This is a genomic window from Acinetobacter sp. LipI_19, assembly GCF_058242925.1.
The window spans coordinates 4,100,430-4,127,050 of record NZ_JBZAYK010000001.1; the positions used below are offsets into that span (position 1 = coordinate 4,100,430).

Genomic DNA, 26,621 nt, shown 5'->3' on the forward strand with positions numbered 1-26,621 from the left:
TATTTGACATTGACCAGGTGTGATTTATGGCTGCTGAAGAACATGCCCTGACTTCGACCGAGTATATCAAGCATCACTTGACCAATATGACCTATGGCAAAATGCCAGATGGTACTTGGAAATTGGCTGAAAGTGGTGCAGAAGCTCAACAGATGGGGTTCACTGCTATTCACTTGGATTCAATGGGTTGGTCAATTGGCCTTGGTGTGATTTTCTGTTTGATATTCTGGTGTGTAGCGAAAGCTGCAAACTCTGGTGTTCCTACCAAGTTCCAGTCTGCAATCGAAATGATTATCGAGTTTGTTGACTCAAGTGTTCGTGATACGTTTCATGGTAAATCACGTTTAATTGCACCTTTAGCCCTCACAATTTTTGTGTGGATTTTCTTGATGAATGCGATGGATTTACTTCCAGTAGATTTCATTCCGCATCTTGCAGGAATTATTGGTTCAAACGTATTTGGTATGGATCCTCACCACGTTTACTTTAAGATTGTTCCATCTACAGACCCTAACATTACCCTTGGTATGTCTTTGTCTGTATTTGCACTGATCTTGTTCTATAGTATTCGTGAAAAAGGCATCGGCGGTTTCGTTGGTGAATTGGCACTTAACCCATTTAATCCAAGTAACCCAGTTGCAAAAGCGTTATTGATTCCAGTGAACTTAATTCTAGAATTAGTAACATTCCTTGCACGTCCAATTTCATTGGCGCTCCGACTATTCGGTAACATGTATGCGGGTGAGTTAATCTTCATTCTTATCGCGTTGTTACCTTTCTGGATCCAGTGGGCGTTGTCTGTGCCTTGGGCTATCTTCCACATTCTTGTTATTACATTGCAAGCCTTCATTTTCATGATGCTAACAATCGTATACTTGAGCATGGCAAGCGAAAAACATTAATGGTATTGCCTAACTGTCATCCGGTGGTTAGGTATAATTTTTTTACTTTAATTTGGTATAAACCTAACCTCTGAGGAATTATCATGGAACTCACTTTAGGTCTAGTTGCAATTGCATCTGCTATCTTGATCGCTTTTGGTGCTTTAGGTACTGCGATTGGTTTTGGTCTTTTAGGCGGCCGTTTCCTTGAAGCTGTTGCTCGTCAACCAGAATTGGCTCCACAACTTCAAACTCGTATGTTCTTAATCGCAGGTCTTCTTGATGCTGTGCCTATGATCGGTGTTGGTATTGGCTTGTTCTTCATCTTCGCTAATCCATTTGTAGGTTAATCAGCTTAATTCCGAAATTCACTATTTGAGGAATTTGCAATGAATATCAACCTCACATTGTTTGGCCAAGCGATTGCATTTGCGATATTTGTCGCATTCTGCATGAAGTTTGTATGGCCACCACTAATCAATGCGATTAGTGAGCGTCAGCGTAAAATCGCTGATGGCTTAAATGCTGCAGAGAAAGCGAAAGCTGATCTTGCTGATGCACAAGCACAAGTTAAGCAAGAAATTGATGCGGCGAAAGCACAAGCGGCTCAATTGATCGAACAAGCGAACCGTCGTGCGGCACAATTGGTCGAAGAAGCGCGTACTCAAGCATCTGCTGAAGGTGAGCGTATTCGTCAACAAGCGAAAGATGCTGTTGACCAAGACATCAATTCTGCTCGTGAAGAATTACGTCAACAAGTTGCTGCTCTTGCAGTTGCTGGTGCAGAGAAAATTCTGAACCAACAAGTTGACGCAGAAGCTCATAATGCCATGCTGAATCAGCTGGCTGCTAAACTTTAAGAGAGGCGAATATGGCTGAATTCTTGACGTTGGCACGCCCATACGCTAAAGCAGCATTTGCTTATGCATCTGAGCAAAATGCAACTGACGCTTGGTCAAATGCATTACAACTGCTCAGTGCTGCGGTGCAAGATGAAGCATTCTCCGCTTATTTAAATCGCCCTGAGTTGACACCTGCTGAGCAGGTTGATCTTTTTGCGAAAGTTTTAGGTAATGAACAAACTGCGGCTGTGTCAAACTTTTTGACACTTCTTGCAGACAATGGCCGTTTGGCATTGTTACCTGAAATTGACACAGAATTTGAGCAACTCAAATCGCAAAATAACAACACTGTAGATGTTGTGATTGAATCCGCTTTTCCATTGGATTCAGTACAAGAACAGAAGTTGGCTCATGCGTTAGAAAAACGCTTGAACAGCGCTGTGAAAGTTACAGTTGAAGTAAATCCAGCATTGATTGCTGGTGTTGTTATTCGTGCAGGCGACCAAGTGATAGATGATTCTGCGCTTAGCAAGCTTGAAAAAATGCGGACTCGTCTTCTAGCGTAATTGTTAAAAATAACTACGTCTAAAGAAGACTGAACTTTAAAAAGATTGAGGTATAGCGCAATGCAACAACTGAATCCATCCGAGATCAGTGCGCTCATTAAACAGCGTATCGGCGATCTGGACACCAGCGCGACCGCTAAGAACGAAGGGACCATTGTTATGGTTTCCGACGGTATTGTGCGTATTCACGGCCTTGCTGATGCAATGTACGGTGAAATGATCGAATTCGACGGCGGCTTATTTGGTATGGCACTGAACCTAGAACAGGATTCAGTGGGTGCCGTTGTCTTAGGTAACTACTTAAGCCTTCAAGAAGGTCAAAAAGCTCGTTGCACAGGTCGTGTATTAGAAGTTCCGGTTGGTCCAGAACTTTTAGGCCGTGTAGTAGATGCTTTGGGTAACCCGATTGATGGTAAAGGCCCTATTGATGCAAAACTTACTGATGCTGTTGAAAAAGTAGCACCAGGTGTAATTTGGCGTCAATCAGTGGATCAACCTGTACAAACTGGTTATAAATCAGTAGATACAATGATCCCTGTTGGTCGTGGTCAGCGTGAGTTGATCATCGGTGACCGTCAAACTGGTAAAACAGCGATGGCGATCGATGCGATCATTGCTCAAAAACAATCAGGCATTAAGTGTGTATACGTTGCGATTGGTCAAAAACAATCAACAATTGCAAACGTAGTACGTAAGCTTGAAGAAACTGGCGCTATGGCGTACACAACTGTTGTAGCAGCTGCTGCAGCTGATCCTGCAGCAATGCAGTATCTTGCTCCATATGCTGGTTGTACAATGGGCGAGTACTTCCGTGACCGCGGTGAAGACGCACTTATCATTTATGATGACTTGTCTAAACAAGCTGTTGCTTACCGTCAAATTTCATTGCTTCTTCGTCGTCCACCAGGTCGTGAAGCTTATCCAGGTGATGTGTTCTATCTTCATTCACGTCTACTTGAACGTGCTTCTCGTGTATCTGCTGACTATGTTGAGAAATTCACTAATGGTGAAGTTAAAGGCCAAACTGGCTCATTAACTGCATTGCCAATTATTGAAACTCAAGCGGGTGACGTATCTGCATTCGTACCGACAAACGTAATTTCGATTACTGATGGTCAGATCTTCTTAGAAACATCATTATTCAACGCAGGTATTCGTCCTGCTGTGAACGCGGGTATCTCTGTATCGCGTGTTGGTGGTTCTGCTCAAACGAAGATCATCAAAAAATTGTCTGGTGGTATCCGTACTGCTTTGGCGCAATACCGTGAATTGGCAGCATTTGCTCAGTTCGCTTCTGACCTTGATGAAGCAACTCGTAAGCAACTTGAGCATGGTCAACGTGTAACTGAATTAATGAAGCAAAAACAATATGCTCCATATTCAATTGCTGACCAAGCTGTTTCAATTTATGCATCTAACGAAGGCTACATGGCTGACGTTGAAGTGAAGAAAATCGTAGACTTTGATACTGCGTTAATTTCTTACTTCCGTTCAGAACATGCTGCGTTAATGCAAAACATCGATGAAACTGGTAACTACGACAAAGACATCGAAGCTGCAATCAAAGCAGGTATTGAAAGCTTTAAAGCGACTCAAACTTACTAATTTCAATGTATGTTGTTGTTAGTTATGGTTTGGTTCACGGATCAACCTTCGGAAGCTCGAAAGGGCTTTCGAATACTAGGTTAAGCGTATGGCAAATTTAAAAGAAATTCGCGCCAAAGTAGCTAGTATCAAGAGCACGCAAAAGATTACTCGCGCGATGCAAATGGTAGCAGCTTCTAAGATGCGTCGTGCGCAAGAGCGCATGGCTCAGGGCCGTCCGTATGCCGAAAATATGCACCGTGTAATTGCTCATTTGGTCCAAGCGAATCCTGAATACAAACATCGCTATATGGTTGAACGCCCTGTAAAACGCGTTGGCTATATCATTGTTTCTTCAGATCGTGGTCTTGCTGGTGGTTTGAACATTAACTTGTTCAAAAAAGTGGTAAAACACGTACAACAGCAACAAGAGCAGTCAATTGAAGTTCAATTTGCTTTAATTGGTCAAAAAGCGGTTTCGTTTTTTAAAAACTACGGCGGTAAAGTACTTGGCGCAACTACGCAAGTAGGTGATGCTCCAAGTCTTGAACAGTTAACTGGTTCTGTACAGGTGATGTTAGATGCATTTGATAAAGGCGAGTTAGATCGTATTTATCTTGTGTCAAACGGCTTTGTCAATGCCATGACTCAAAACCAAAAAATCGAACAACTTGTTCCTTTAGCTGCGGCTGATACGGACGAGGATCTTAACCGCCAATATGGTTGGGATTATCTATATGAACCAGAAGCTGAAGAGCTTTTAAATGGTTTATTGGTTCGTTACATTGAGTCTATGGTTTATCAAGGTGTGATTGAAAACATCGCATGTGAGCAGTCTGCTCGTATGGTTGCAATGAAAGCTGCAACTGACAACGCAGGTGATCTTATCAAGAGCCTACAACTCATTTATAACAAGCTGCGTCAAGCCGCGATTACTCAGGAAATTTCTGAGATCGTTGGTGGTGCCGCTGCCGTTTAACATTATTTTGAATTGAGGAGACAGCAATGAGTAGCGGTCGTATCATTCAGATCATCGGCGCGGTTATCGACGTCGAGTTTGAACGCAATAGCGTTCCTAAGATCTATGACGCTCTCCAAGTTGACGGTACTGAAACTACTTTAGAAGTTCAGCAACAACTTGGTGATGGTGTAGTTCGTACCATCGCAATGGGATCTACAGAAGGTCTTAAACGTGGTCTAAACGTATCTAATACTGGTGCACCTATTTCTGTACCTGTAGGTACTGCATGTTTAGGTCGTATCATGGACGTTCTTGGTCGCCCAATCGACGAAGCTGGTCCAGTTGCGACTGAAGCGCGTTTGCCGATTCACCGTCAAGCACCTTCTTATGCTGAACAAGCTGCTTCTACTGACCTTTTAGAAACTGGTATTAAAGTCATTGACTTACTTTGCCCGTTTGCTAAAGGTGGTAAAGTTGGTTTATTCGGTGGTGCCGGTGTTGGTAAAACTGTAAACATGATGGAATTGATCAACAACATCGCGAAAGCTCACTCAGGTTTATCTGTGTTTGCTGGTGTTGGTGAGCGTACTCGTGAAGGTAATGACTTTTACCACGAGATGAAAGATTCTAACGTTCTTGACAAAGTAGCAATGGTCTACGGTCAGATGAATGAGCCACCGGGTAACCGTTTACGCGTAGCGTTAACTGGTTTGACCATGGCTGAATACTTCCGTGATGAGAAAGATGAAAACGGTAAAGGCCGTGACGTATTGTTGTTCGTTGACAACATTTACCGTTACACATTGGCTGGTACTGAAGTATCTGCTCTTTTAGGTCGTATGCCATCTGCAGTAGGTTACCAACCGACGCTTGCAGAAGAGATGGGTGTTCTTCAAGAACGTATTACATCGACTAAGTCTGGTTCGATTACATCTATCCAAGCGGTATATGTACCTGCCGATGACTTAACAGATCCATCGCCTGCAACTACATTTGCTCACTTAGATGCAACTGTAGTATTGAGCCGTGACATCGCATCTTCTGGTATTTACCCAGCGATCGATCCACTTGACTCTACTTCACGTCAGTTAGATCCACTTGTTGTTGGTGCTGAGCATTATGAAATTGCACGTTCTGTACAGAACGTATTGCAACGTTATAAAGAGCTTAAAGACATCATCGCAATCTTGGGTATGGACGAGTTAGCAGAAGAAGATAAGTTGATTGTTTACCGTGCGCGTAAAATCCAACGTTTCTTCTCTCAACCGTTCCACGTAGCTGAAGTGTTTACTGGTGCTCCTGGTAAACTTGTACCACTTAAAGAAACAATTCGTGGCTTTAAAGGTCTTCTAGCTGGTGAATACGATCACATCCCAGAACAAGCGTTCTATATGGTTGGTGGTATTGACGAAGTGATCGCTAAAGCCGAGAAGCTTTAATTAGCAACTCTAATTTAGGAGATTCACATGTCGACTATGCAATGTGATGTTGTAAGTGTTAATGAGTCTTTGTACTCAGGCACTGTGACAATGCTTATCGCAAAAGGTGCTGGCGGTGAATTGGGTATCATGCCTGGTCACGCTCCGTTAGTCACCTTACTCAAGCCGGGCGCAATTCGCGTTCTGCTTGAAAACGGTACAGAAGAGTTAATCTATGTATCTGGTGGTGTTCTAGAAGTTCAACCGCATGTTGTTACTGTGCTTGCAGATACTGCAGTTCGTGCTGACAACTTAGATGAAGCTGCAATTCTTGAAGCACGTAAAAATGCTGAACAATTGCTTGCAAATCAAAAAAGCGATTTGGACTCTGCTGCTGCTTTGGCTGCTCTTGCAGAAACTGCTGCTCAGTTGGAAACCATCCGCAAAATCAAAAACCGCGCGCTATAAGACGCAGTTTAAGATTGAAAAACCACCCGCGAGGGTGGTTTTTTTATGCGATTAATTTATGGATGGTTCAAATTTTTAACAACTCATCATGCTAGAAACTTATCCTTGGGGAGTATCCAATAAAAATTGTGTTTGTATAAATTGACTATAATCTTCACCTAAAGTTAATTCATAGTCTTTAAAAATGTGTCGACGAGTTGATACTGTCGACTGTTTAGTTTTTGGATTAAAACCAATTTTTTCAATATCTTTCCAATATAAACCTGTACCACGCTTCTGCCATGCAGGTAATTCATTGAAGTTAATGTCACGGCTAAAGAGTAAATCATGCTTCTCTTGGCGAGATAATCCTTTTACTTGGTCGGTTGCATTTTTTATATTTTCTCCTTCCTTGCGCAACATCCAATAGCAATGTGCATTGAGTGCGTTGCGATGAGCATCTTCATGACGCCAACGAAAATAATCTTCAACAGCTTTTGCATTGGGCAGTATACAAATTCGAGCATCAAAAGTTGCCATCTCATCATGTAACACACTGAACTTTGCACTGGCTTCTGCGGCTAAAATAGAAATGATTTTTCGTGTTTTACGATTAAAGCTATCATCTTTTAAATGAAACAGTAAGGAGATTTCATCGCTTTGTGTATAGCCATAAATAATATTAAAGCCACATTGCATTAAGTGAGCTGTTGTTTCGACCATCAAGTCCCTAAAACGGAGGTCAAAGGGCGCTTCAAATTTCCAAATATCTTTGGTGAGTTTGGTAAAGCCACGTCCATCCAAACGCACAACAATATATTGTTCTGGCGGTACACAGAAATCATAAGCTGTTTCATAAACACGTAATCGTGTATCTAGATCATCAAATCTCATGGTTAAACTTCTTCGTTATTCTCATGCAAAAGTTATATTTCATCACTGACTAGTTTTAGCATAATCTAAACAATAAAAAAGGAGATATAGAAGACAATGCACCTCATCGAACAACAAGCGCACTTTTGGGAACTTTATCAAACGCAAGATGACTACTATCTCAGTATTGCTGTAGATATGAGTTCTGTTGTTTCATGTTGGGATATTTATTTAATCGAAGTAGAAATTCTGGCGTATCACAACAAAGGTCGAATTGTGATCGAAGACTTGGCAAATTCAATTGTGGCTGAAACCTATCGTGGAGATTTTTCCAATTTAGCAGCTCGGAAAGTACCTAGAGAAATACAACAACAGATGCAAACCGCATTTAAGACATGGCGGTTGGCTCAAGATTAAATTTTTTATTCAGTTATGAGAGTAATTGAAAAGCCATTATTTTCTATCATATTTACTTTAAACAGTACATCAAACCCTTCTGAACGATTAGGGGCTTCTAATTTATAAAAGGTGGCTTTAACGCCTTTTTCAGCAATATTGGCTTTACCCTCACGTTGTGCATTACGCTGTAAAGTACTGTCTAAATCCGTTTCAAAATAGTATGAAATGACCTCGAAGCCAGCAGTTTTGGCAAGTTGAATATAACGGGCTCGATCGACTTTGCTTATGTTGGTGTTATCTATCACGATTTTGGTTTTAGAGGCTATAGCTGCTTCAAACAGTATCTTTTCGCGATGGCGTGTTTTTAGCATATCGAGATTGATACGTAGATGTGTATGGTAAAAATACTGTTGATAAAAAGTAGATTTACCCGAAGCTTGTACGCCTGTGAATAAAATCAGTTGCATGAAACACTACAAAAATACGCTTAATTTGTTATTAAATCATGTTCATGAACTTTGCTACAATCCATTCATTGTTGTAGAAAACCAATAAACTTAAAATGAAAAAATTAGTTCAATGTCGGTATTTATTTTCTGTACTTCTACTGAGTGCTGTTTCAGCATGTCAAAGTCAATTTGTCACTAAACCTAATGCACCCACTGAAGCAAGTTTGGTGGCAAATTCAGTGGGAAATGGTTTAGAAACCGAATTAGATATCGATTATGTTGTGGCATTTAAAAATTTGAAAATGGCCTATGGGCAATGTGTTGCGTTTACTGGCGAAAAAGATTTTGTATTTACGGATAATCGACTAGAAAGAGATTTAGAAATGGGAACCTTGTTTACCCGTACAGAGGGTGGGGCGTATTTATCAAAGACCTTGGTGGAATCGATTGGAAAGAATAAAACCCGTTTAACGCTATTTTTGCCCACAAGTTATAAGTCTGCTCAAGCTCGTTTTAAGTTAGATGCTAAACGCGCGCTAGGACTAGACCCATCATGTAATGTCGCAAAGCCAAGCTAAGACTAGTCTGTTCAAATCTAATTAACTCTGCTCAGAGGCTTGTTCTGTATTTGATCTAGGGATTATCATACCTGCAAGTTTAAGCATATCTAATTGGATGGTATTCATTTGTTGTTCGATTTTCTTAAAATCAACTTTTGAAATGTCTAAATCACCGTTTAACAGTGCTGAGTTAAGCACTTGCTTATTGGCCTGTAGCACTTGTTGGCGGATACCATCAATCTCTTGGCTTTTTAAATCTAATGAAATCAATGCTGTGTTAAAGCCTTGTAGTTCACGAGTCAATGTTTTGACAGATTGTTGCAGCTCAGCTTGATTTTGCGATTGTATCGCTTGTTGTAAGTTAGCTTGGCTTTGCTGTAATTTTTCAACATAATCACCAGTTTTCAGCTGTACGTTGGCAACATCACGTGCGATATAAAACATATTGCCTTGTTTTAAATCTTCAGTAGTTTTTGCTATTGATTGATTATTATTGTTTGAGTCGGATGTATTTTCACTTATTTGCGCAGATTCAATCGCTTGAGCGTCATCTTGTTGCCGTGATTGTTCAGCTGCTTGATTGCAGCCTAGCAGTAACATGCCTGAAATAAAAATAACAAAAGGCAAAGCCGCACCTTGTAAAAGCTTTTTCATCGTTGTCCAAAAGTAATTTAATCTGTTAAGAATTAACTATAATTTGCAAAAGTGTAGAGATTGAGGATTGTTGCAAAGGGCATACAGTCTGTAACTTTAGAGATTCATTTTTACTCAAACAAAAGCAAAAAAAGAGTGCATTTTTAGCACGCCATTGAAGGTTGTTGAAATTTAAAAATTGTGAATAAAGCTAGAGGCAGTTTTGATCGAAAATATAAAATTTTCGATCAAAACTGCAAAACATATAAATTTATTTAAAGCATAGTGCTTTTAATGCTCGATCTATTTTGCTAATTCAGCTTCAATCGCAGATGTAATTCGTGGATCATCAGCAGTGATATCTGGTGCAAAACGTGCCACGATTTCGCCATTTTTACCGATTAAGAATTTTTCAAAGTTCCAAAGGACTTCAGGTTTTGGGTTTGGTGTTAGGCCATAATCGACTAAGTCTTTCCACCAAGGGCCTTCACCAATACGCTCAGGGATTGCATGAATTAAGCTGTCATAAAGTGGATGCTTATCATCACCTGCAACTGAAATTTTAGCAAAAAGTGGGAAGTCGACATTGTACGTTAAAGAGCAAAATTGCTCGATTTCATCATTTGTTCCTGGCTCTTGTGCAAGAAAGTTATTTGCAGGAAAGCCGAGGATTTCTAAACCTTGATCTTTCTTTTCAGTATATAGTTTTTCTAAACCTTCATATTGTGGAGTAAGGCCACATTTAGATGCAACGTTAACGATTAAAAGAACTTTACCTTGATATTGATTCAAGGTCGTCGCTTCACCTTTGATGGTATTGACTGGGATGTCATAAACGGAATTGCTCATAGGGGTATCCTTAAAAATCAAAAGACAGTGATTAGAAATATGTCTAATGTTTTAGCGATATTCCAAGATTTCAGCAAGTTACATTTGTATATAAGTGTAATAAAAAAGCAGATCATACGATCTGCTTTTAAAAACTGTATCAAATTTAATCGATTATGGTGCAGCGTTTGCTTTGGCTTGAAGTGCTTGCATTTCAGTTAACAGACTTTGTTGTAACTCAGTACCTTTCTTTTGTAGTTCCATGATTTTTTGTGGATCTGGTGAAGTCGCTAAACCAGCTTCAGACATTTCAACGCCTAGGTTATTTGACTCTTTCATTTTGTCACGTACAGATGCAACTTCAGTACTTTTAAGTGCTAAACCATCAAGATCTTTGTTGAAACCGTCCACATAAGTTTTCATTTTATCGACAACACCTTTCAGTGCATCTTTATCACCCTTTTGTGCAGCTTGCATCACTTCTGTTTGGAAGTTCAAAGCTTCTTTAGCTTTCGCTGTAGACATTGTTTGAAGTGCAGTTAAATCGCTTTTGATATCAGCAGTATTGTTGGTACTTAAGGAAACCGCAGCTGCAGCAGGTTTGCTCTCAGTTCCTGAAGCTGAATCAGCTGGTTTTTTATCACATGCAGTTAAAGCAAACGCTGAAGCACATAGTGTAGCTAGTAGTAATTTTTTCATTTATTCGAACCCTTCATTATTTAAAATTCTTATGAATTTGACGGTAATATATACAAATTCAAAAAGTTATATGCTTAATCTAGAGCATAAGATGCAAAATGCACAATTTTAAGGCAATTTTCCATAGTATTTTTGTATATAAACTTATCAATAAAGTGGAAATGGATTGTTTGAAAAATGTCCTAATCTTAAAGATTTCGCATTTGTGCTGGGGTTTGATGGGTATAACGTTTAAAAAACTCAATGAAGCTGGACGTGTGTTGATAGCCGAGATCTAAGCTAATTTTTTTAATTGAGATGCCTTGTTGGATCAATGAAATTGCATAAATAATCTTGGCGCGATTACGCCATTCAGACAGCGAAAGTTTAAGGTGCTCTTGGCTAAGTCTAAGAGCGTGCCGTTCAGTAATTTGGAAAGTATCGAGAATTTCCTGAAGGCTTTGGGGAAAGCGTGTTGTATCTGACAAATGCTCAAGAATGGGCTTGGGTGTTGGATGGTTGGTCTGCGGTAAATAATGCTCATAACACACACTATTTTGGATTTGATCCACCAACAGTTCTAATAAGTGTTGATAATAGGGAGAGGATGGAATCCCTTGTTTCTGCTGTTCTAAAACCTCTTCAATAGTATGGCGTAAAAAAGGGCGAATACTTAAAGTCTTCGTGCTTTGGGACAAACTTTGACAAAGCCGGGGATGAATACGGATACAGATATAATGCGTCAGTTGATCATCCACAGCAGTACAACAATGTTCGGTTTGCGGTGGAATCCATAAACCATAACTTGGAGGAGATAGATAGGTTTGTTCTGCGACGTTGAGTTCTAGAGTCCCATTTAGACTCAAATTAAAATCACCCCACAAATTTGAATGGGGTGTAACCACATCATGCTTTTGGTAGAAAAATTCTTCTACAGAAATCAGCGCTGAATACATAGTTGAAAAGACTTAACTCTCACATTGGATGGCATTGTTTTCAGCTTTGGGATTATTTAATCCACGACTCAGCGTGAAGATTGAAATAAAGGCCAAAAGAATAAAACTCAATACACTATACAATAAAATGTTGGCATTAAAATGGTCAACAACATAGCCACCGATTAATGCACCTGTTGCAATCATGACTTGGAAGAAACCGACAAATAACGGCATGCCTTTTTCTACAGCTTGTGGGGCATGTAAAAACATCCAAATATTGGCAGTGGTTGGAAATGCGCCAAATGCAAAACCCCAAAGCGCTGTAAGAACAAATGCGCCTGATGTATGTATGGCAAATAAAGGAAAGCCAAAGAATACAACCGCAAAACAGATGGCAACGAATGCAAAGGTATAACGCACATTCAAATTACCGCTATAGCCAGCAAAAGCATTACCAAAGATACCTGCGATACCAAATAATAACAGTAGAGAACTGATGGTAGCGCTGTCAAAGCCTGCTGAATTTTTAAAGAATGGGGTTAGATAGCTATATGATGAAAAATGAGCTAAACCAATCAACAAAATAATAATCAAACCTTGTCTGGCTTTACTGATTCTTAGCAATGCGGGTAAGTCTTTAAAATGAATGGCGGATTCAGGTTTTAAGCTCGGGATAAATTTAATTCCCAACAGTAAAACAACGAAGCCGATGGCGGAGGTAATTCCAAATGATGTTCGCCAGCCATATGCGTCACTTAACCATGTCCCAATCGGTACACCAAGAACAGTAGCTAAAGTCACACCAGCCATGACTGTTGCTGTTGCTTTAGCAATAGGTAAATGGGTTGGTGCTAAACGACCACTTAAGGCAATTGCAGTCGCCCAGAATCCACCAATCGCAAATCCAAGAATAAAACGGCTCAGCAGTAAAATCTCAAAAGTTGATGCAATTGCAGTGATGGCATTGGCAAACACCATCGTTGCAGACAGTGCTAGAAGTAAGTAACGCCGATCTAAATTTTTGACTAGAACGGGAAGTAGTGGTGCTGCTACGGCGGCCATAATTCCTGGGAGGGTGATCATCAAACCTGCTGTACCAACAGATACTTGTAAATCACTGGAAATATTGTTGAGTACCCCAATCGGGAGAAACTCGCTGGTGACCAAAGCAAAAGCGGTAATTGCTACGGTTAATAGCGCCAACCAGCTCCCTTGGCTACTGGGGGGAATCTCAGACGACTGTGGTTCTGAAACTTCTGATTGCATCATATTCATGAAAATATATTCCTGCTGTAAAGCGAAAGTATATGGAGGTGTTTTTTAATTCATTAACGATCGTTATAAAAATAAAATATTTGATTAATTTTGTGTTGTCAATTAATTTAATAGTGTTCGTTATAAAAATATATGTGAAAGTTATGGCTGATTCTGAAAAACATGCTTTAGTCGCTGAAAAACAAGCACCTAAGCGTGGGCGTGGTCGTCCTAAATGTTTTGATGAACAACAAGCGCTACAAAAAGCTATGTTGTTGTTCTGGGAATATGGCTATGAATCCACATCGATGAGCGACTTAACCAAAGCCTTAAATCTTACTGCGCCCAGTATCTATAGTAGTTTTGGTGATAAATCACAGTTGTTTCATGCCTGTTTAGAATACTACTTAAAGCATGAGGCATGCCCTTTGGAGGTGATTTTTCAACAAGCCAAAACGGCAAAAATCGCCATTGAAATTTATTTGTATGAAAACCTTAAAAAACTGGTTCAACAGAATAAACCGACGGGTTGTATGTTGGTTACCGCAACCATGAATTGTTCACAAGAACATGCACCCATTCAGCATGATCTCTTGCTGAAAAGACAACAAGTCAAAGAAAATATTTATCAACGTTTGCAACAGGGTGTCAAAGAAGGTGATTTAAATCCCCACGCCAATATTCAGGCGATGACAGATTATTATTCAACGGTGATTCAAGGTTTAACCATGCAAGCCCGTGATGGGGTGAGTACTGAACAGTTACAAAGTGTAGTGATTTTGGCAATCAAAACTTGGGAATTATTCTAAGTTTAAAACGAATAAAATAGCATTTGTCTGAATAGCCCTATAGATGTCTGAAATGCCATATTTAAATTTATTCCGACTTCATCGATAATTATTTCCAGATCCTATTCGATAGTCAAGATTATGTATAGCAATTCAAAACCCATGTGGTGGGCAATCAGTTTACCGATTATTGCAGTATTGATTTGGTCAATGAATATTGCAGTGACACGTTATGTTTCGGATTATATTTCGCCTGTCAGTATTAGCTTTTATCGCTGGTTAGTGGCATTTATTATTTTGACTCCATTTATGTTGCCCCAAGTGTGGAAGCAACGTCATTTGGTTAAACAACATTTTATGCAATTTGTGGTGCTGAGTGCTTTTGGTATGTTTTTGTATCAAGGTTTAGCATATAGTGCAGCGCATTACACCACAGCAACCAATATGGGCATTATCAACGCCTTTATTCCGGTATTTACCATTTTTGTTTCGATTCTTATTTTACGTGAAATTCCCAATCGCTTTGCTGTAGTCGGCAGTATCTTGTCCTTTCTCGGTTTGTTATATGTGATTGGCCGAGGGGATTTTAGCAACTTGACTCAATTGGCAGGGCACTCTGGTGATTTGATCATGGTCTTGGCCGTGTTCTTTTATGCTTTTTATGGAGTCTTTCTAAAAAAATGGCAATTGAAAGTCCCATTACTGCTGAGTCTCTATGTGCAAATTGCATTGACCTTAGTCTACCATTTACCGTTTGTAGTTTATTATGGGATTGATGCGATTAACCAAGGTAATGTTGCCAGCGTTTTATATGCAGGTATATTACCTTCTCTTGTTGCACCTTTATTGTGGATGATGGCTGTACAATATCTAGGTCCAAATCGAACCAGCATTTTTATGAATTTAATGCCAGTATTTACTGCAATCATTGCCTACTTTTGGTTGCATGAGGCTTGGACGATGTCGCATACGATTGGTGGTATTGTTATTTTAGTAGGAATAGCATTGGCACAAAAAAAGTCACTTAGTGTCAAAAAAAGTACATTATTGAGTTAAAATTCAAAGTATTTTGAGTGAAAAATGTTCATTTAAAAACTTATTTTTTACGCTTTTTAAGTATTAAATCTGAGCAAAATTTGTTTTTTAATTAGTGATTTATCTATTGAAAATGCAAATAATAAAACAAATTTAAACACTTAGTTTTATTATTGAAATTGACGTTATTTGCAATTCACTAAAATGAACAGATATTGCTCAGAAGAATATATTTGTATTCAAAAAAAAATTATAGGATAATATTTTCATCGTAGCGAATTAAGAATTTCTTAATTAAATTGTTCTACACTGAATTTTTCATACCCTCTGGATGTGTTTAACGCATCCTTTTTTATACTCAGCCAACCCTATATGTGGCTGAGTTTTTTTTTGCTTTTTTATTGGCAATATTTAAACTCATGATTGAGTGATATTTTAAAGTGTTTAAGCGCGAATCACTTGTGCAGTGCATGCATCGATTATTTTACTTGGCTCGCCACTTAAACCAAGATCACCATTTAAATAATTCAATTCAGAACCAAAATATTGACTGGCTTGTTGTAAAGACCTTGCAGGTTCCAAACCTGCCGAATTTGCACTGGTCGACACAATAAAACCATTAAAGGCATTACATAAGGCAATACACAAAGGATGATTGGTTACACGAACTGCGACCTGAGCATGCTTGCCTTTAATCCATTGTGGAATTTTATCATCAGCTGGAAGTAGCCAAGTTGTTGCACGTTCTGCTCTAGAGCGTTGTGTCCATGATTGAATGATTTGTTCACGAATAATAGGGTCAATTTCTGTCAATAGATGCTCAACTTGTGAGAGTTGTCCTGCCAATAAAATGACACCTTTCTCTATAGGGCGTTGTTTAAGCCTTAAAATTTCTAAAAAAGCCTGTTCATTGAAAGGATCACAGCCTAACCCCCATACTGCCTCTGTTGGATAAGCCAAGACTTTACCTTGTTGAAGAATTTGTGCAGCTTCAGCAACTGAGGTTGTAATCATCTATGTTTACCTTGCCATTTCGTAGAATAAACTACTATTGTGAACCTTAATAACTGACTCGGCAACGTAAGTACAGCCCAGATTGTTGAATACAGTGACCCAGAAGTTCTAATTCCATGAGATCGCTTGTGAGTTGTGCTATTTTTAAATTTGAACTTTGAGCGAGGGTATCTAAATCTTGTCCAATCCAATCCAGCAACTGATATAGGTTAAATAAATGCTCAGGAATTTGTGGCATTGGGGATTGGGATTCAGGTTGTTGTGCGCAGTGCCATTGGGTTGGAAGTGCTAGATCTTCAACAATCTGTTCTGGATGGTCGACCAGAATAGCACCTTCACGAATGAGTTGATGACATCCTTGATGATGTTCTCCATAAATATGCCCAGGAATTGCGAAAATCACTTTGCCTTGTTCGGCGGCGGCTTGCGCCGTAATCAGTGAACCACTGCCGAGTTGGGCTTCTGCGACAACAACACCTAAGCTTAAACCACTCACGATTCGATTACGATAAGGAAAGTTTCGTTGAATAGGCTGAGTTTCTGGTAAGTATTCAGTTAGGATTGTTCCTGCATGTTGCAAAATTTGCTCTTGTAACTGTCTATTTTGGCTCGGATAAACCAGATCTAAGCCTGTACCGATCACAGCAATAGTTCGATGATGTTTTAGTCCACCCATGTGTGCAGCTTCATCTATTCCCAACGCTAAACCACTGGTAATAAAAAAGCCTTTTTCACTCAGATAGTAAGCAAAATCATAAGCCACTTGTTTTCCATGAGGACTGGCCTTTCGACTACCTACTATGGCGATTTGTGGTTGACTTAGATTTTGGAATGAACCTTTACCAAACAGAATAGGGGGATGATCATGATAAGGCAAAAGTTGTTGAGGGTAATGAGGATCAGTATCTAAAAGAATAAAATCAGTATGCTGTTGAATTTTATCGAAGCAAACTTGAAATTTGGATTGCCCAAGCGCAGTGAGAAATTCCTTGGCTCTTTCAAGATGGTTTTTATGAATTTTAGCTTCAGACCAGCGGTTTAAATTTTCAGGTTGCAGTGCTTTTACGATGGAACCAAAATGTGTTTCTAATTTACGAAAAGCGCTGAGCGAATGTTGAACCAAATACCAAAGTCTGATGGCATCATATTGGTCATTGGATATTTGCTTCAACATATTTAAATCACATCATGAAAAACTTAATTGTCTGCAATTGCAGGCGGTTTAATTTCAGCACCCATTTTAATAGGTAAATTACTTTCCAAAATATAGGCATAGCTGAGGTGATCAAAACTCTTAAAGATCATCAGTGTACCAATTTTTTGACTTGGTAGCTTCACCGACTCTTTGGTTTTTGGGTCACGGACTGTTTCACCTTGTTGGTAAATACTAAAGACCTGTCCAGGTTTAGCACCTTGTAAGCTCCCACGGTCAATGGTGACTACACTATATTGCGCTGCTGTACCAATTGAACCTTGTACACGAACCACTTTACCGCCACTGGTGACTTCATTGGTGGTGGTTGGATAGAACAAACTTGGTAATTCGGCATCATAGCTTGGCAGGACATAATCGCCCTTACGCACTTCAGCATTATAACTTTTGGTTAACTCAAGGGTGGTGACATCATTTTCACCAGCCGCCGCAGTTGCAGAAGCAACCTCAGTTAATTCCATGCCCGCATTAAACTTTTTTCCTTCAGCATTGAGGAAAGTATAAGGTTTGCCTTCACGATAGATCCCATAACGTTGACCCACGACTAAGCCATTTCCACGCGCATAAACGGTTTGTCCTGCACCCGTAATCACACGATTATCAGCAGCACCGATGGTATAAGGAATGTTCTGTAAAGATTCAGGATTGACTACAATACTGTGTTCTAACCACGGTTGAATATCTGATAATGGAATCACTGAAATCGCATTATTTAAGGATTCAACGCGTATTTGAGGGCGTAAAGATGTCCCACCTTGATGACGACGGATAATTCCATCACAACCATCACCTTCATCTACACCAATCAGTGGGCGACCATCTAGAGTACACAACAATAATTTATCGCCAGGATAAATCCAATGTGGATTTTTAACATGCTTATTGCTTGCCCAGATTTCAGGCCAGCGCCAAGGCTTGCTTAAAAATTTCCCCGCAATATCCCATAACGTATCACCACGTTTCACCACATAGACATTGGGTGCGCTGGATTTCAGTGCAGGTGGATTGGTGTTTGGACTTGCGTGTGTCGTTTCCATGTAAGTGAATCCTGCACTTAAACATAGTGTCACAGCAAGTAATTGTTTCTTGAACCCCTTGGCATGAAAGTTCGTTATGCCAGTTAAAACCTTTTTCATTATCATAATTCCTAAAATTATGTCTCTATATGCGTTATAATACGCATATTACACACATTTTTTTAATGAAGCATATTCTTCATTTAGTTTTAAGATCAATGGCATAGCAACAGAGGGTACAGTATGGCCTTATTACCTATTTTAAGTTTTCCTGATCCCCGTTTACGCACCATTGCAAAACCTGTCGATGTGGTAACTGATGAAATTCGCCAGTTAGCAGCAGACATGTTTGAAACCATGTATGAAGCGCCAGGTATTGGTCTGGCTGCTACACAGGTCGATCAGCATATTCAGCTTATCGTAATGGATCTGTCTGAAGACAAAGACCAACCTATGGTGTTCATTAACCCCAAAATAACACCGCTTACAGAAGAAACCTTATCTTATGAGGAAGGCTGTCTTTCTGTTCCTCAAATATACGATAAAGTTGAGCGTCCGTCACGAGTTAAAATTGAAGCAATTAACCTTGAAGGTCAAGCTTTTGAAGTCGAAGCGGATGATCTATTGGCGGTATGTATTCAACATGAAATGGATCACTTAAACGGTAAATTATTTGTGGATTACTTATCCCCTTTAAAGCGTCAACGTGCGCGTGAAAAAGTGGAAAAAGTGGTCCGTCAGCGTGAAAAGCAAAAAGTTCCAGCAAAACGTTGATCTGAGTCAGTTGAATTTTAAAAACTTTTAAAATTTTCCTGCAATACAAAGCCCAATTTTGTTTGGGCTTTGTTATACTCTGGCTCGAAAAATGTTGAGACGAACGTTTTGTTGAGAATAGGTTTACTGCTCGGTTTTACCGCAGTTTTTTTACAGATTGCTGTATTTTTACAGCCTTTGCTACCGAAGCAATATCAAATTGCGCCGGTCTGTGAAACTATTACTCAAGCTTTAGTACAAAGTCATTTCTACGAAAAGCATCAACATAGCACTCATCATCAACATCAATCTGTATCTTCTGCACATGAAGTTGCCAGTCATGACCATCTATTGGCCCATGCTGAGCATGCAGCGCCAGAGCAACCAAGTTCACATCACCATGACGCGGGTCACCAGTGCCAATACTGTACAGTCTATGGCAATTTAGTTTTACCTCCTGAACTTGAAGTCAAAGAAATATTAGATCGTATTCAAGTGCGACTGGTTGCATTTCAAAAAGCATTTCGACATGTCTATTTTGTATTGCAACGTTTATTTTTACTTCCTCAAGGGCGAGCCCCGCCACTTTTCGCATAAATCAAAAACTTAATTTTTAGGGTCTTCATTGACTCCAGCCTTGTTTAATTTATGATTTAAGAGAAAGAAAATGGCTCAACCTCAATTCTTTTTACAGCCTTTAGCGGCTGCGGTTTGTGTTGCTTGTTATTCTACAGCGACGTTTGCACACGATCAGGAACATGCAGCTCAACTTGCTCCAATCGTGGTTACAGCACAGTTAAATAATGATGCCAATGGTTTGATTATTCATGCTGATCCAAAACAGCCGATTCAACCTGTACCTGCCACAGATGGTGCTGATTATTTGCAAAGTATTGCAGGCTTTAATTCGATTAAAAGCGGTGGAACCAATGGAGATGTCACATTCCGCGGCATGTTTGGTTCACGGATTAAAATTTTAACAGATGGTACCGAAAATTTAGGTGCATGTCCTGCACGCATGGATGCACCTACATCGTATATTCAACCTGAAAGTTTTGACCGTATTTCGGTGGTAAAAGGGCCTCAGACAGTCCAATATGCCAATACAGGTTCAGCAGCCACGGTGATTTTTGAACGTCAAAAACCAACCTTAACAGATGATAAAAATTATCAAGGTCAAGCCAGTGTTTTAGCCGGTTCTTTTGGACGTTTGGATCACAATATTGAAGCTGTTGTAGGTGACAGTAAAAAGTATATGCGTATCAATGCCAATCGTTCTGAGTCAAACAGCTATGAGGATGGTGATGGCAACAAAGTACCTTCTTCTTGGGAACGCTGGAATACTGATTTAGCCTTAGGCTGGACACCCGATGAAGATACATGGGTTGAACTGACAGGTGGTAAAGCCGATGGTGAGGCTGAATACGCAGGCCGAACCATGGATGGTTCTCAATTTGCACGTGAAAGCTTAGGCTTACGTGTTGAAAAGAAGAATTTAAGCCCTGTGATTAAAAAACTCGAAGGGCAAGTGGACTATAGTTATAACGACCATATTATGGATAACTTTAGTTTACGTACTCCACCAATGACACATGATATGAATACACATCAAATGGTGTCGAATCCAATGGCAATGCAGGTGACACGCCGTACTTTAAATAGTCGTTTAGCCATGACCAGTGAATGGGATAAGCTCAGTTTAATTACTGGGGTGGATTCTCAGCTGAACAAACATGGTGGCAGTATGTCATCACCCACCATGCCATCCATGAATGTTGCATTTAGAGAGGATATGCGCTTCCAATCTTATGGTGCTTTCGGAGAAATGACCTATCGATTCAATGATGCTTATAAATTGGTGACAGGTGCACGAATTGATCAAGTTAAAATTGATGCATTAAAACTGAATGATCAACGTAAAGAAACTTTGCCAAGTGCATTTATTCGTTTAGAAAATCAATATCCTGAACATAATGCCAAATCTTATATTGGTTTAGGTTATGTGGAACGGGTTCCAGATTATTGGGAGCTATTCAGTACTGCACATGGTAATACTGGTATGTCTAAACCGACGTTTAATGATCTAAATACTGAAAAAACTTTACAGTTGGATCTCGGTTATCAATACCAACATGATGCATTGAGTGTATGGACATCAGCATATGCAGGGCTGATTAATGACTTTATTTTATTGAGTTATCATAATCATCCAAAAGCTGGAATGGGTGGGCATGATCACGGTTCTTCATTCAGTGCTGGGGCAAAAAATGTCGATGCAACTATCGCGGGTGCTGAAGCGGGGATCGGTTATCAATTTACTGATGCGATTCAAGCGGATTTAAGTGCAATGTATGCATGGGGCGAAAATACTGATACACATAAACCATTGCCACAAATTGCGCCTTTAGAAGGTCGTTTGAATTTACGTTATGTTCAAGATAAATATTCTTTAGGTTTATTATGGCGTGCAGTGGCGAAACAAGATCGTATTAGCTTAAATCAAGGTAATATTGTCGGTTACGACACTGGTGAAAGTAAAAGCTTTACCACCTTGGCATTGAATGCGTCATATAACATTCAAAAAGATCTAAATCTTGCTGTTGGTGTCGACAATGTCTTAGATAAAACCTATACCGAGCATTTAAACAAATTGGGTGTAGGTGCGGATGGTCAAGTCGGTACTCAACAATTTAATAATACAGGGCGTAATTATTGGGCTCGTATTAGCATGAAATTTTAATTGATTTAAAACTGAATTTTTACAGAAATATGAGGATGTTCTATGAGTAATGACAGTAATAAGTTGTCACCTGAAAAATCGTTTTGGGGATGGAAATTGCTGATAATCGCAATTATTTTAAGCTGTATTTTTATGGGAATCTTCTATTTGGCGATTACCAACGAGCCTGACTATATGCCAAGCCAAAAACAGAATGCAGCTCAGCAACATGATATGTCTAAGATGAGTCATGAAAGTATGCCAAACATGGATCATTCGGCTTCTGAAGCAACACATTCTCATTGATGAATGGGTAATGTGACGCGAAGTCATGTAATGTGAAACAAGGGGAGGCCAATTGGCTTCCCCTTGTTTTTTCGAGTGTTTCTATTTGATGATAAAGTGCGTTTGCTGGATAGATCTTACTGATGCATACTCGCTAACTGTTTCCCCGCATTTTGATAAAGTTTGAGTGCATATTCTTGTTCTGCACGACCATTCTGTTGCAAATATTGATCCAGTTTGTCGATATGTTTAGCACCACGGTAGAGCAGGGTGTTTTTTGCAATTAAATAAAGCGGATACCAAGCCAAAGTACGTGGCTTGAGTCCTAGGTTTTTCATTTTACGTTGCCCAATAAAAAACTGAGTAATATCCAAATGATTTTGATAGGCCTTTTTTTGCAAAAAGGAATTGAAGTGTTTGTAATGTCGTTCAAAAGGCTCTTTGGATAAGCTGATGGCTAAAGCTTTGCTACTTTCATCGGCCTTGGGGTGGGCATAATTCATCCATTGCAGTAGTTTCCATGCGTCAGACTCTTTGCTGACTAGCCATTTTTCATCTACTCCCATTAGCCAGCCTGTATATTTCCAAAAATGCATGATGGCTTCTGATTCGATTTTGCTTGGAAAAATACCAATGGCTCTGACACCGAGAAGTAACACCGCACTAAATGCGATATTGGTCATGGCTTGATCATATTGATTGATCGGCGCTCCCCAAATATCGTTATCCCAGTCTTTGGATTTATTGAGTTGATGCCGTACCAGCGAATGAATAAAACGCACATAAATGGTTGAAGTAAAACCATTATTAAAACGAGAGAAACTATCTTGTTGATTGACATCAAGCCACCATTTGTGGGTTTCAGCTAAGCGTTTCCCCGCATATTTATGTAAAGCACCCGTCATAATTAACGGTTGATTAAAACCTGGGTATTGATAACCCGTCATTAAAGCCACATCGCGTAAAATAAAAGTGCCATTTGTCCCTAAGCGATGGGTAAATTTGATTGCCGTTTCAATTTTAGCTGGATCAAGCCAAGTCGGCGCTTGTTCAACCATTTTAAAAAAATCAGTTAATTCAGGGATATCATTGGGAAGTTTATCCAAACCTTGATACAGGGCTGTTTCAAAAAGTTTTCTATTTTGTCTTGGATTAGTCATTACCCAATCCATAACTTTATCCATCGCGATATCACCAGTCTGTAAGGCACGATTGAGTGAAAGATATTCGTCATAACTGGGTTGTAGCTGCTGGTCTGTAAAATAATAAAAAAGCTTAGACTTCATATTTGTTTGTGCCATGGTCTCAAATGAGGCAAGGCGTTGTGGCTTAATTAATGTTTGCATTTTGAGCATGACCTGATTATTGTTTAGTCAAACTCTAATATGAATAATTATTCGCATTCAATTCGCATTTTGGAGTAAACCGCAAGATGAGAAAACAACCACAACAACAACGTGCTCGAAATGTCGTAGATAGTATCTTGGAAGCAACTCAATTATGTGTTGCTGAATATGGCTTAATCAATGTCACCACACCCAAAATTTCAGAAAAATCAGGTGTCAGTGTTGGTTCTATCTATCAGTATTTTGGCAACAAAGAAGAAATTATTCAGGAGCTTTTAAGTCGTAAAAGTGAGCAGTTGGGGCTTGCACTGAAACACATTGCGATTAGCCAAGAAGGATTGAGCTTAGAAGAAATTATTCCACTTAGTATTCAATTCGGTTTTGACATGATGAAAGCTGATGGTGGTTTTTTTATTGAAGTGTTGAAACATTGGCATGGTTATAACAATTCAGAAGCAGCAAAAGTGCTAGAAAAGCATTTCTATGAAGTGGGATTGTATGTATTTAGCCGTTTTTTTAATCATTGGAGTTTTGAAGTACTTAAAAATAAATCCTTTGTGATTATCAATAGTACGCTTTTTACAATGATGCGTTATGTCAGTCATAATAATTTTCTAATTTCAGAACAGCAGCTCAAAAAAGAATTAACTTTGATGATTCTGGCTTATTTAGAGCAAGGCGCCAGCCCCAATCCGCTTTAAGATAGTCTTTAATGGTGGTAAGGATCCATAGATTGTACTTGATCTATATAGACATACATCCAAATACAACTAAAGCTTGGTTTTATAGAACCCATTTTATAGAGTTGGTTTTATAGAGTGAGTTTTATAGTGTTGGTTTTAGCGAGTCTAATTGTTTGAGTTGGGGCAGAACATTGATCTATTTATCGGGAATTGTTGGATGCTTCTATTTAATAATAAAACTGATCTATTTCCTTATATAGATTTTAATCGCCGTATCTCTATTAAATTGTATTTATAACAATGCTAGGGGCATACAAGAGGCCGTTTTACTTGTTTTAGCGAATATATGATGGGGGTATTGGTTTTTTTATTGCTGTGTTTTTATGCAAAAAAGCAGATTTTTAAAGAAAAAGTGCTGTTTTAGAGGAATAAATAAGCAAGTGATAGAAAAAATGAAAAATAATTAAAAAAAGGGGTTGTGTTGGATTGTTAATGCTGTAGAATGCACATCCATCGGCGGTGATGTTAAATAAAACTTCTGATAAATCAGGCACTTGATTAAGTTGTTGAGATTTCGAATTGAGATTTTAAGATGAGGTTAGAGTTGGGTTTGTTAGAAAAAATAATTAACATTATAGATTGACTTTTTAGAGATAGAGAGTAGTATAGCCGACCTAGCTTGATGCTGACGAAGCATTGAGAAGATCATTAAGAGAATATGAAGAACAACTTGTGTGGATTTTTACTAATTGATTGATCGAAATATTATCATTGATTGATTGGTTTAAATTACTCGAAGTTTATTTGAGAGAATTTGTCAGAACATTGATGAGCCAGAATTGTGACCTTAAGTCACTAATGATTTTTAACTGAAGAGTTTGATCATGGCTCAGATTGAACGCTGGCGGCAGGCTTAACACATGCAAGTCGAGCGGGGGAGATTACTTCGGTAATTGACCTAGCGGCGGACGGGTGAGTAATACTTAGGAATCTGCCTATTAATGGGGGACAACATCTCGAAAGGGATGCTAATACCGCATACGCCCTACGGGGGAAAGCAGGGGATCACTTGTGACCTTGCGTTAATAGATGAGCCTAAGTCGGATTAGCTAGTTGGTGGGGTAAAGGCCTACCAAGGCGACGATCTGTAGCGGGTCTGAGAGGATGATCCGCCACACTGGGACTGAGACACGGCCCAGACTCCTACGGGAGGCAGCAGTGGGGAATATTGGACAATGGGGGGAACCCTGATCCAGCCATGCCGCGTGTGTGAAGAAGGCCTTATGGTTGTAAAGCACTTTAAGCGAGGAGGAGGCTCTTCTAGTTAATACCTAGGATGAGTGGACGTTACTCGCAGAATAAGCACCGGCTAACTCTGTGCCAGCAGCCGCGGTAATACAGAGGGTGCGAGCGTTAATCGGATTTACTGGGCGTAAAGCGTGCGTAGGCGGCTTTTTAAGTCGGATGTGAAATCCCCGAGCTTAACTTGGGAATTGCATTCGATACTGGGAAGCTAGAGTATGGGAGAGGATGGTAGAATTCCAGGTGTAGCGGTGAAATGCGTAGAGATCTGGAGGAATACCGATGGCGAAGGCAGCCATCTGGCCTAATACTGACGCTGAGGTACGAAAGCATGGGGAGCAAACAGGATTAGATACCCTGGTAGTCCATGCCGTAAACGATGTCTACTAGCCGTTGGGGCCTTTGAGGCTTTAGTGGCGCAGCTAACGCGATAAGTAGACCGCCTGGGGAGTACGGTCGCAAGACTAAAACTCAAATGAATTGACGGGGGCCCGCACAAGCGGTGGAGCATGTGGTTTAATTCGATGCAACGCGAAGAACCTTACCTGGTCTTGACATAGTAAGAACTTTCCAGAGATGGATTGGTGCCTTCGGGAACTTACATACAGGTGCTGCATGGCTGTCGTCAGCTCGTGTCGTGAGATGTTGGGTTAAGTCCCGCAACGAGCGCAACCCTTTTCCTTATTTGCCAGCACTTCGGGTGGGAACTTTAAGGATACTGCCAGTGACAAACTGGAGGAAGGCGGGGACGACGTCAAGTCATCATGGCCCTTACGACCAGGGCTACACACGTGCTACAATGGTCGGTACAAAGGGTTGCTACCTAGCGATAGGATGCTAATCTCAAAAAGCCGATCGTAGTCCGGATTGGAGTCTGCAACTCGACTCCATGAAGTCGGAATCGCTAGTAATCGCGGATCAGAATGCCGCGGTGAATACGTTCCCGGGCCTTGTACACACCGCCCGTCACACCATGGGAGTTTGTTGCACCAGAAGTAGGTAGTCTAACCGTAAGGAGGACGCTTACCACGGTGTGGCCGATGACTGGGGTGAAGTCGTAACAAGGTAGCCGTAGGGGAACCTGCGGCTGGATCACCTCCTTAACGAAAGATTGACGATTGGTAAGAATCCACAACAAGTTGTTCTTCATTGATGT

Annotated in this window: 28 protein-coding genes and 1 rRNA gene; 18 read left to right on the top strand and 11 right to left on the bottom strand. The window is 39.9% G+C overall.

Features of this window, described 5'->3' with window-relative positions; all coding sequences use genetic code 11:
• Positions 1–26 precede the first annotated feature (26 nt).
• From atpB to AC4CVF_RS19715, 8 genes are all read left to right on the top strand, one after another.
• Positions 27–902: a F0F1 ATP synthase subunit A gene (atpB, locus tag AC4CVF_RS19680; protein ID WP_336953756.1), complete on the top strand. Its 876-nt coding sequence runs from the start codon at positions 27–29 to the stop codon at positions 900–902.
• An 83-nt stretch (positions 903–985) separates the two neighbouring features.
• Positions 986–1,231, top strand: coding sequence for a F0F1 ATP synthase subunit C (gene atpE, locus AC4CVF_RS19685; RefSeq protein ID WP_000424060.1), 246 nt, complete (start codon positions 986–988; stop codon positions 1,229–1,231).
• A 39-nt stretch (positions 1,232–1,270) separates the two neighbouring features.
• A complete protein-coding gene (locus AC4CVF_RS19690) occupies positions 1,271–1,741 on the top strand; it encodes a F0F1 ATP synthase subunit B (protein WP_004723424.1) in 471 nt (156 codons plus the stop codon).
• Positions 1,742–1,752: 11 nt separating this feature from the next.
• A complete protein-coding gene (locus AC4CVF_RS19695) occupies positions 1,753–2,289 on the top strand; it encodes a F0F1 ATP synthase subunit delta (protein WP_004823704.1) in 537 nt (178 codons plus the stop codon).
• A gap of 60 nt (positions 2,290–2,349) precedes the next feature.
• Complete coding sequence (atpA, locus tag AC4CVF_RS19700; RefSeq protein WP_004723422.1) at positions 2,350–3,894, top strand: F0F1 ATP synthase subunit alpha; 1,545 nt, start codon at positions 2,350–2,352, stop codon at positions 3,892–3,894.
• 88 nt (positions 3,895–3,982) lie between these two features.
• Entirely contained in the window at positions 3,983–4,852 is an 870-nt protein-coding gene (gene atpG, locus AC4CVF_RS19705) for a F0F1 ATP synthase subunit gamma (protein ID WP_004723421.1), read from the top strand.
• Positions 4,853–4,878: 26 nt separating this feature from the next.
• A complete protein-coding gene (gene atpD, locus AC4CVF_RS19710; protein WP_004723420.1) occupies positions 4,879–6,273 on the top strand; it encodes a F0F1 ATP synthase subunit beta in 1,395 nt (464 codons plus the stop codon).
• 27 nt (positions 6,274–6,300) lie between these two features.
• Positions 6,301–6,720: a F0F1 ATP synthase subunit epsilon gene (locus AC4CVF_RS19715; protein WP_056518359.1), complete on the top strand. Its 420-nt coding sequence runs from the start codon at positions 6,301–6,303 to the stop codon at positions 6,718–6,720.
• Positions 6,721–6,819: 99 nt separating this feature from the next.
• Here the strand turns inward: AC4CVF_RS19715 and AC4CVF_RS19720 are convergent, their stop codons facing one another.
• Positions 6,820–7,593: a tRNA(His) guanylyltransferase Thg1 family protein gene (locus AC4CVF_RS19720; protein WP_336953755.1), complete on the bottom strand. Its 774-nt coding sequence runs from the start codon at positions 7,591–7,593 to the stop codon at positions 6,820–6,822.
• A 96-nt stretch (positions 7,594–7,689) separates the two neighbouring features.
• Here AC4CVF_RS19720 and AC4CVF_RS19725 point away from each other — a divergent pair, with 96 nt between their 5' ends.
• Complete coding sequence (locus tag AC4CVF_RS19725; RefSeq protein WP_336953754.1) at positions 7,690–7,989, top strand: hypothetical protein; 300 nt, start codon at positions 7,690–7,692, stop codon at positions 7,987–7,989.
• A gap of 5 nt (positions 7,990–7,994) precedes the next feature.
• Here the strand turns inward: AC4CVF_RS19725 and AC4CVF_RS19730 are convergent, their stop codons facing one another.
• Positions 7,995–8,438, bottom strand: coding sequence for an AAA family ATPase (locus AC4CVF_RS19730; protein WP_490789864.1), 444 nt, complete (start codon positions 8,436–8,438; stop codon positions 7,995–7,997).
• A gap of 95 nt (positions 8,439–8,533) precedes the next feature.
• Here AC4CVF_RS19730 and AC4CVF_RS19735 point away from each other — a divergent pair, with 95 nt between their 5' ends.
• Positions 8,534–8,998 carry a hypothetical protein gene (locus tag AC4CVF_RS19735; RefSeq protein ID WP_490789865.1) on the top strand — a complete coding sequence of 155 codons (465 nt, stop codon included), beginning with the start codon at positions 8,534–8,536 and terminating at the stop codon, positions 8,996–8,998.
• 21 nt (positions 8,999–9,019) lie between these two features.
• Here the strand turns inward: AC4CVF_RS19735 and AC4CVF_RS19740 are convergent, their stop codons facing one another.
• From AC4CVF_RS19740 to AC4CVF_RS19760, 5 genes are all read right to left on the bottom strand, one after another.
• Complete coding sequence (locus AC4CVF_RS19740; protein ID WP_419360047.1) at positions 9,020–9,634, bottom strand: PM1805 family lipoprotein; 615 nt, start codon at positions 9,632–9,634, stop codon at positions 9,020–9,022.
• A gap of 282 nt (positions 9,635–9,916) precedes the next feature.
• Complete coding sequence (locus AC4CVF_RS19745; protein ID WP_004723411.1) at positions 9,917–10,462, bottom strand: glutathione peroxidase; 546 nt, start codon at positions 10,460–10,462, stop codon at positions 9,917–9,919.
• A gap of 153 nt (positions 10,463–10,615) precedes the next feature.
• On the bottom strand, positions 10,616–11,140 hold the full coding sequence (locus AC4CVF_RS19750) for a PM1805 family lipoprotein (RefSeq protein ID WP_004823717.1): 525 nt from the start codon (positions 11,138–11,140) through the stop codon (positions 10,616–10,618).
• Positions 11,141–11,328: 188 nt separating this feature from the next.
• Positions 11,329–12,075 carry a helix-turn-helix domain-containing protein gene (locus AC4CVF_RS19755; protein WP_490789866.1) on the bottom strand — a complete coding sequence of 249 codons (747 nt, stop codon included), beginning with the start codon at positions 12,073–12,075 and terminating at the stop codon, positions 11,329–11,331.
• A 12-nt stretch (positions 12,076–12,087) separates the two neighbouring features.
• On the bottom strand, positions 12,088–13,326 hold the full coding sequence (locus AC4CVF_RS19760; protein ID WP_483771054.1) for an MFS transporter: 1,239 nt from the start codon (positions 13,324–13,326) through the stop codon (positions 12,088–12,090).
• 149 nt (positions 13,327–13,475) lie between these two features.
• Between AC4CVF_RS19760 and AC4CVF_RS19765 the strand changes: the two genes are divergently transcribed.
• Both AC4CVF_RS19765 and AC4CVF_RS19770 read left to right on the top strand, forming a co-directional pair.
• Positions 13,476–14,120: a TetR/AcrR family transcriptional regulator gene (locus AC4CVF_RS19765; protein WP_336953748.1), complete on the top strand. Its 645-nt coding sequence runs from the start codon at positions 13,476–13,478 to the stop codon at positions 14,118–14,120.
• Between the two features lie 141 nt (positions 14,121–14,261).
• Positions 14,262–15,155 carry a DMT family transporter gene (locus AC4CVF_RS19770; RefSeq protein ID WP_336953857.1) on the top strand — a complete coding sequence of 298 codons (894 nt, stop codon included), beginning with the start codon at positions 14,262–14,264 and terminating at the stop codon, positions 15,153–15,155.
• 423 nt (positions 15,156–15,578) lie between these two features.
• Here the strand turns inward: AC4CVF_RS19770 and tsaC are convergent, their stop codons facing one another.
• The 3 genes from tsaC to AC4CVF_RS19785 are packed head-to-tail and all read right to left on the bottom strand — an operon-like array spanning position 15,579 to position 18,497.
• Entirely contained in the window at positions 15,579–16,148 is a 570-nt protein-coding gene (gene tsaC, locus AC4CVF_RS19775) for an L-threonylcarbamoyladenylate synthase type 1 TsaC (protein WP_336953747.1), read from the bottom strand.
• Positions 16,149–16,194: 46 nt separating this feature from the next.
• Positions 16,195–17,322 (bottom strand): DNA-processing protein DprA, encoded by a 1,128-nt coding sequence (dprA, locus tag AC4CVF_RS19780; RefSeq protein WP_336953746.1) that lies wholly within the window; start codon positions 17,320–17,322, stop codon positions 16,195–16,197.
• A gap of 23 nt (positions 17,323–17,345) precedes the next feature.
• Positions 17,346–18,497, bottom strand: coding sequence for a LysM peptidoglycan-binding domain-containing protein (locus AC4CVF_RS19785; protein ID WP_336953745.1), 1,152 nt, complete (start codon positions 18,495–18,497; stop codon positions 17,346–17,348).
• A 123-nt stretch (positions 18,498–18,620) separates the two neighbouring features.
• Between AC4CVF_RS19785 and def the strand changes: the two genes are divergently transcribed.
• From def to AC4CVF_RS19805, 4 genes are all read left to right on the top strand, one after another.
• Positions 18,621–19,151, top strand: a complete 531-nt coding sequence (gene def, locus AC4CVF_RS19790; protein ID WP_004723400.1) for a peptide deformylase — start codon at positions 18,621–18,623, stop codon at positions 19,149–19,151.
• 69 nt (positions 19,152–19,220) lie between these two features.
• A complete protein-coding gene (locus tag AC4CVF_RS19795; protein ID WP_490789867.1) occupies positions 19,221–19,727 on the top strand; it encodes a DUF2946 domain-containing protein in 507 nt (168 codons plus the stop codon).
• 70 nt (positions 19,728–19,797) lie between these two features.
• Positions 19,798–21,870 carry a TonB-dependent copper receptor gene (locus AC4CVF_RS19800; RefSeq protein WP_336953744.1) on the top strand — a complete coding sequence of 691 codons (2,073 nt, stop codon included), beginning with the start codon at positions 19,798–19,800 and terminating at the stop codon, positions 21,868–21,870.
• A gap of 42 nt (positions 21,871–21,912) precedes the next feature.
• Positions 21,913–22,155 carry a hypothetical protein gene (locus AC4CVF_RS19805; protein WP_056518382.1) on the top strand — a complete coding sequence of 81 codons (243 nt, stop codon included), beginning with the start codon at positions 21,913–21,915 and terminating at the stop codon, positions 22,153–22,155.
• Positions 22,156–22,271: 116 nt separating this feature from the next.
• On the opposite strand, the gene AC4CVF_RS19810 is transcribed toward AC4CVF_RS19805, so the two are convergent.
• Complete coding sequence (locus tag AC4CVF_RS19810) at positions 22,272–23,480, bottom strand: oxygenase MpaB family protein (protein WP_336953743.1); 1,209 nt, start codon at positions 23,478–23,480, stop codon at positions 22,272–22,274.
• A gap of 86 nt (positions 23,481–23,566) precedes the next feature.
• On the opposite strand from AC4CVF_RS19810, the gene AC4CVF_RS19815 reads away from it, so the two are divergent.
• Both AC4CVF_RS19815 and AC4CVF_RS19820 read left to right on the top strand, forming a co-directional pair.
• Positions 23,567–24,181, top strand: coding sequence for a TetR/AcrR family transcriptional regulator (locus AC4CVF_RS19815; RefSeq protein ID WP_336953742.1), 615 nt, complete (start codon positions 23,567–23,569; stop codon positions 24,179–24,181).
• Between the two features lie 848 nt (positions 24,182–25,029).
• A 16S ribosomal RNA gene (locus tag AC4CVF_RS19820) occupies positions 25,030–26,568 on the top strand.
• Positions 26,569–26,621: the final 53 nt, after the last annotated feature.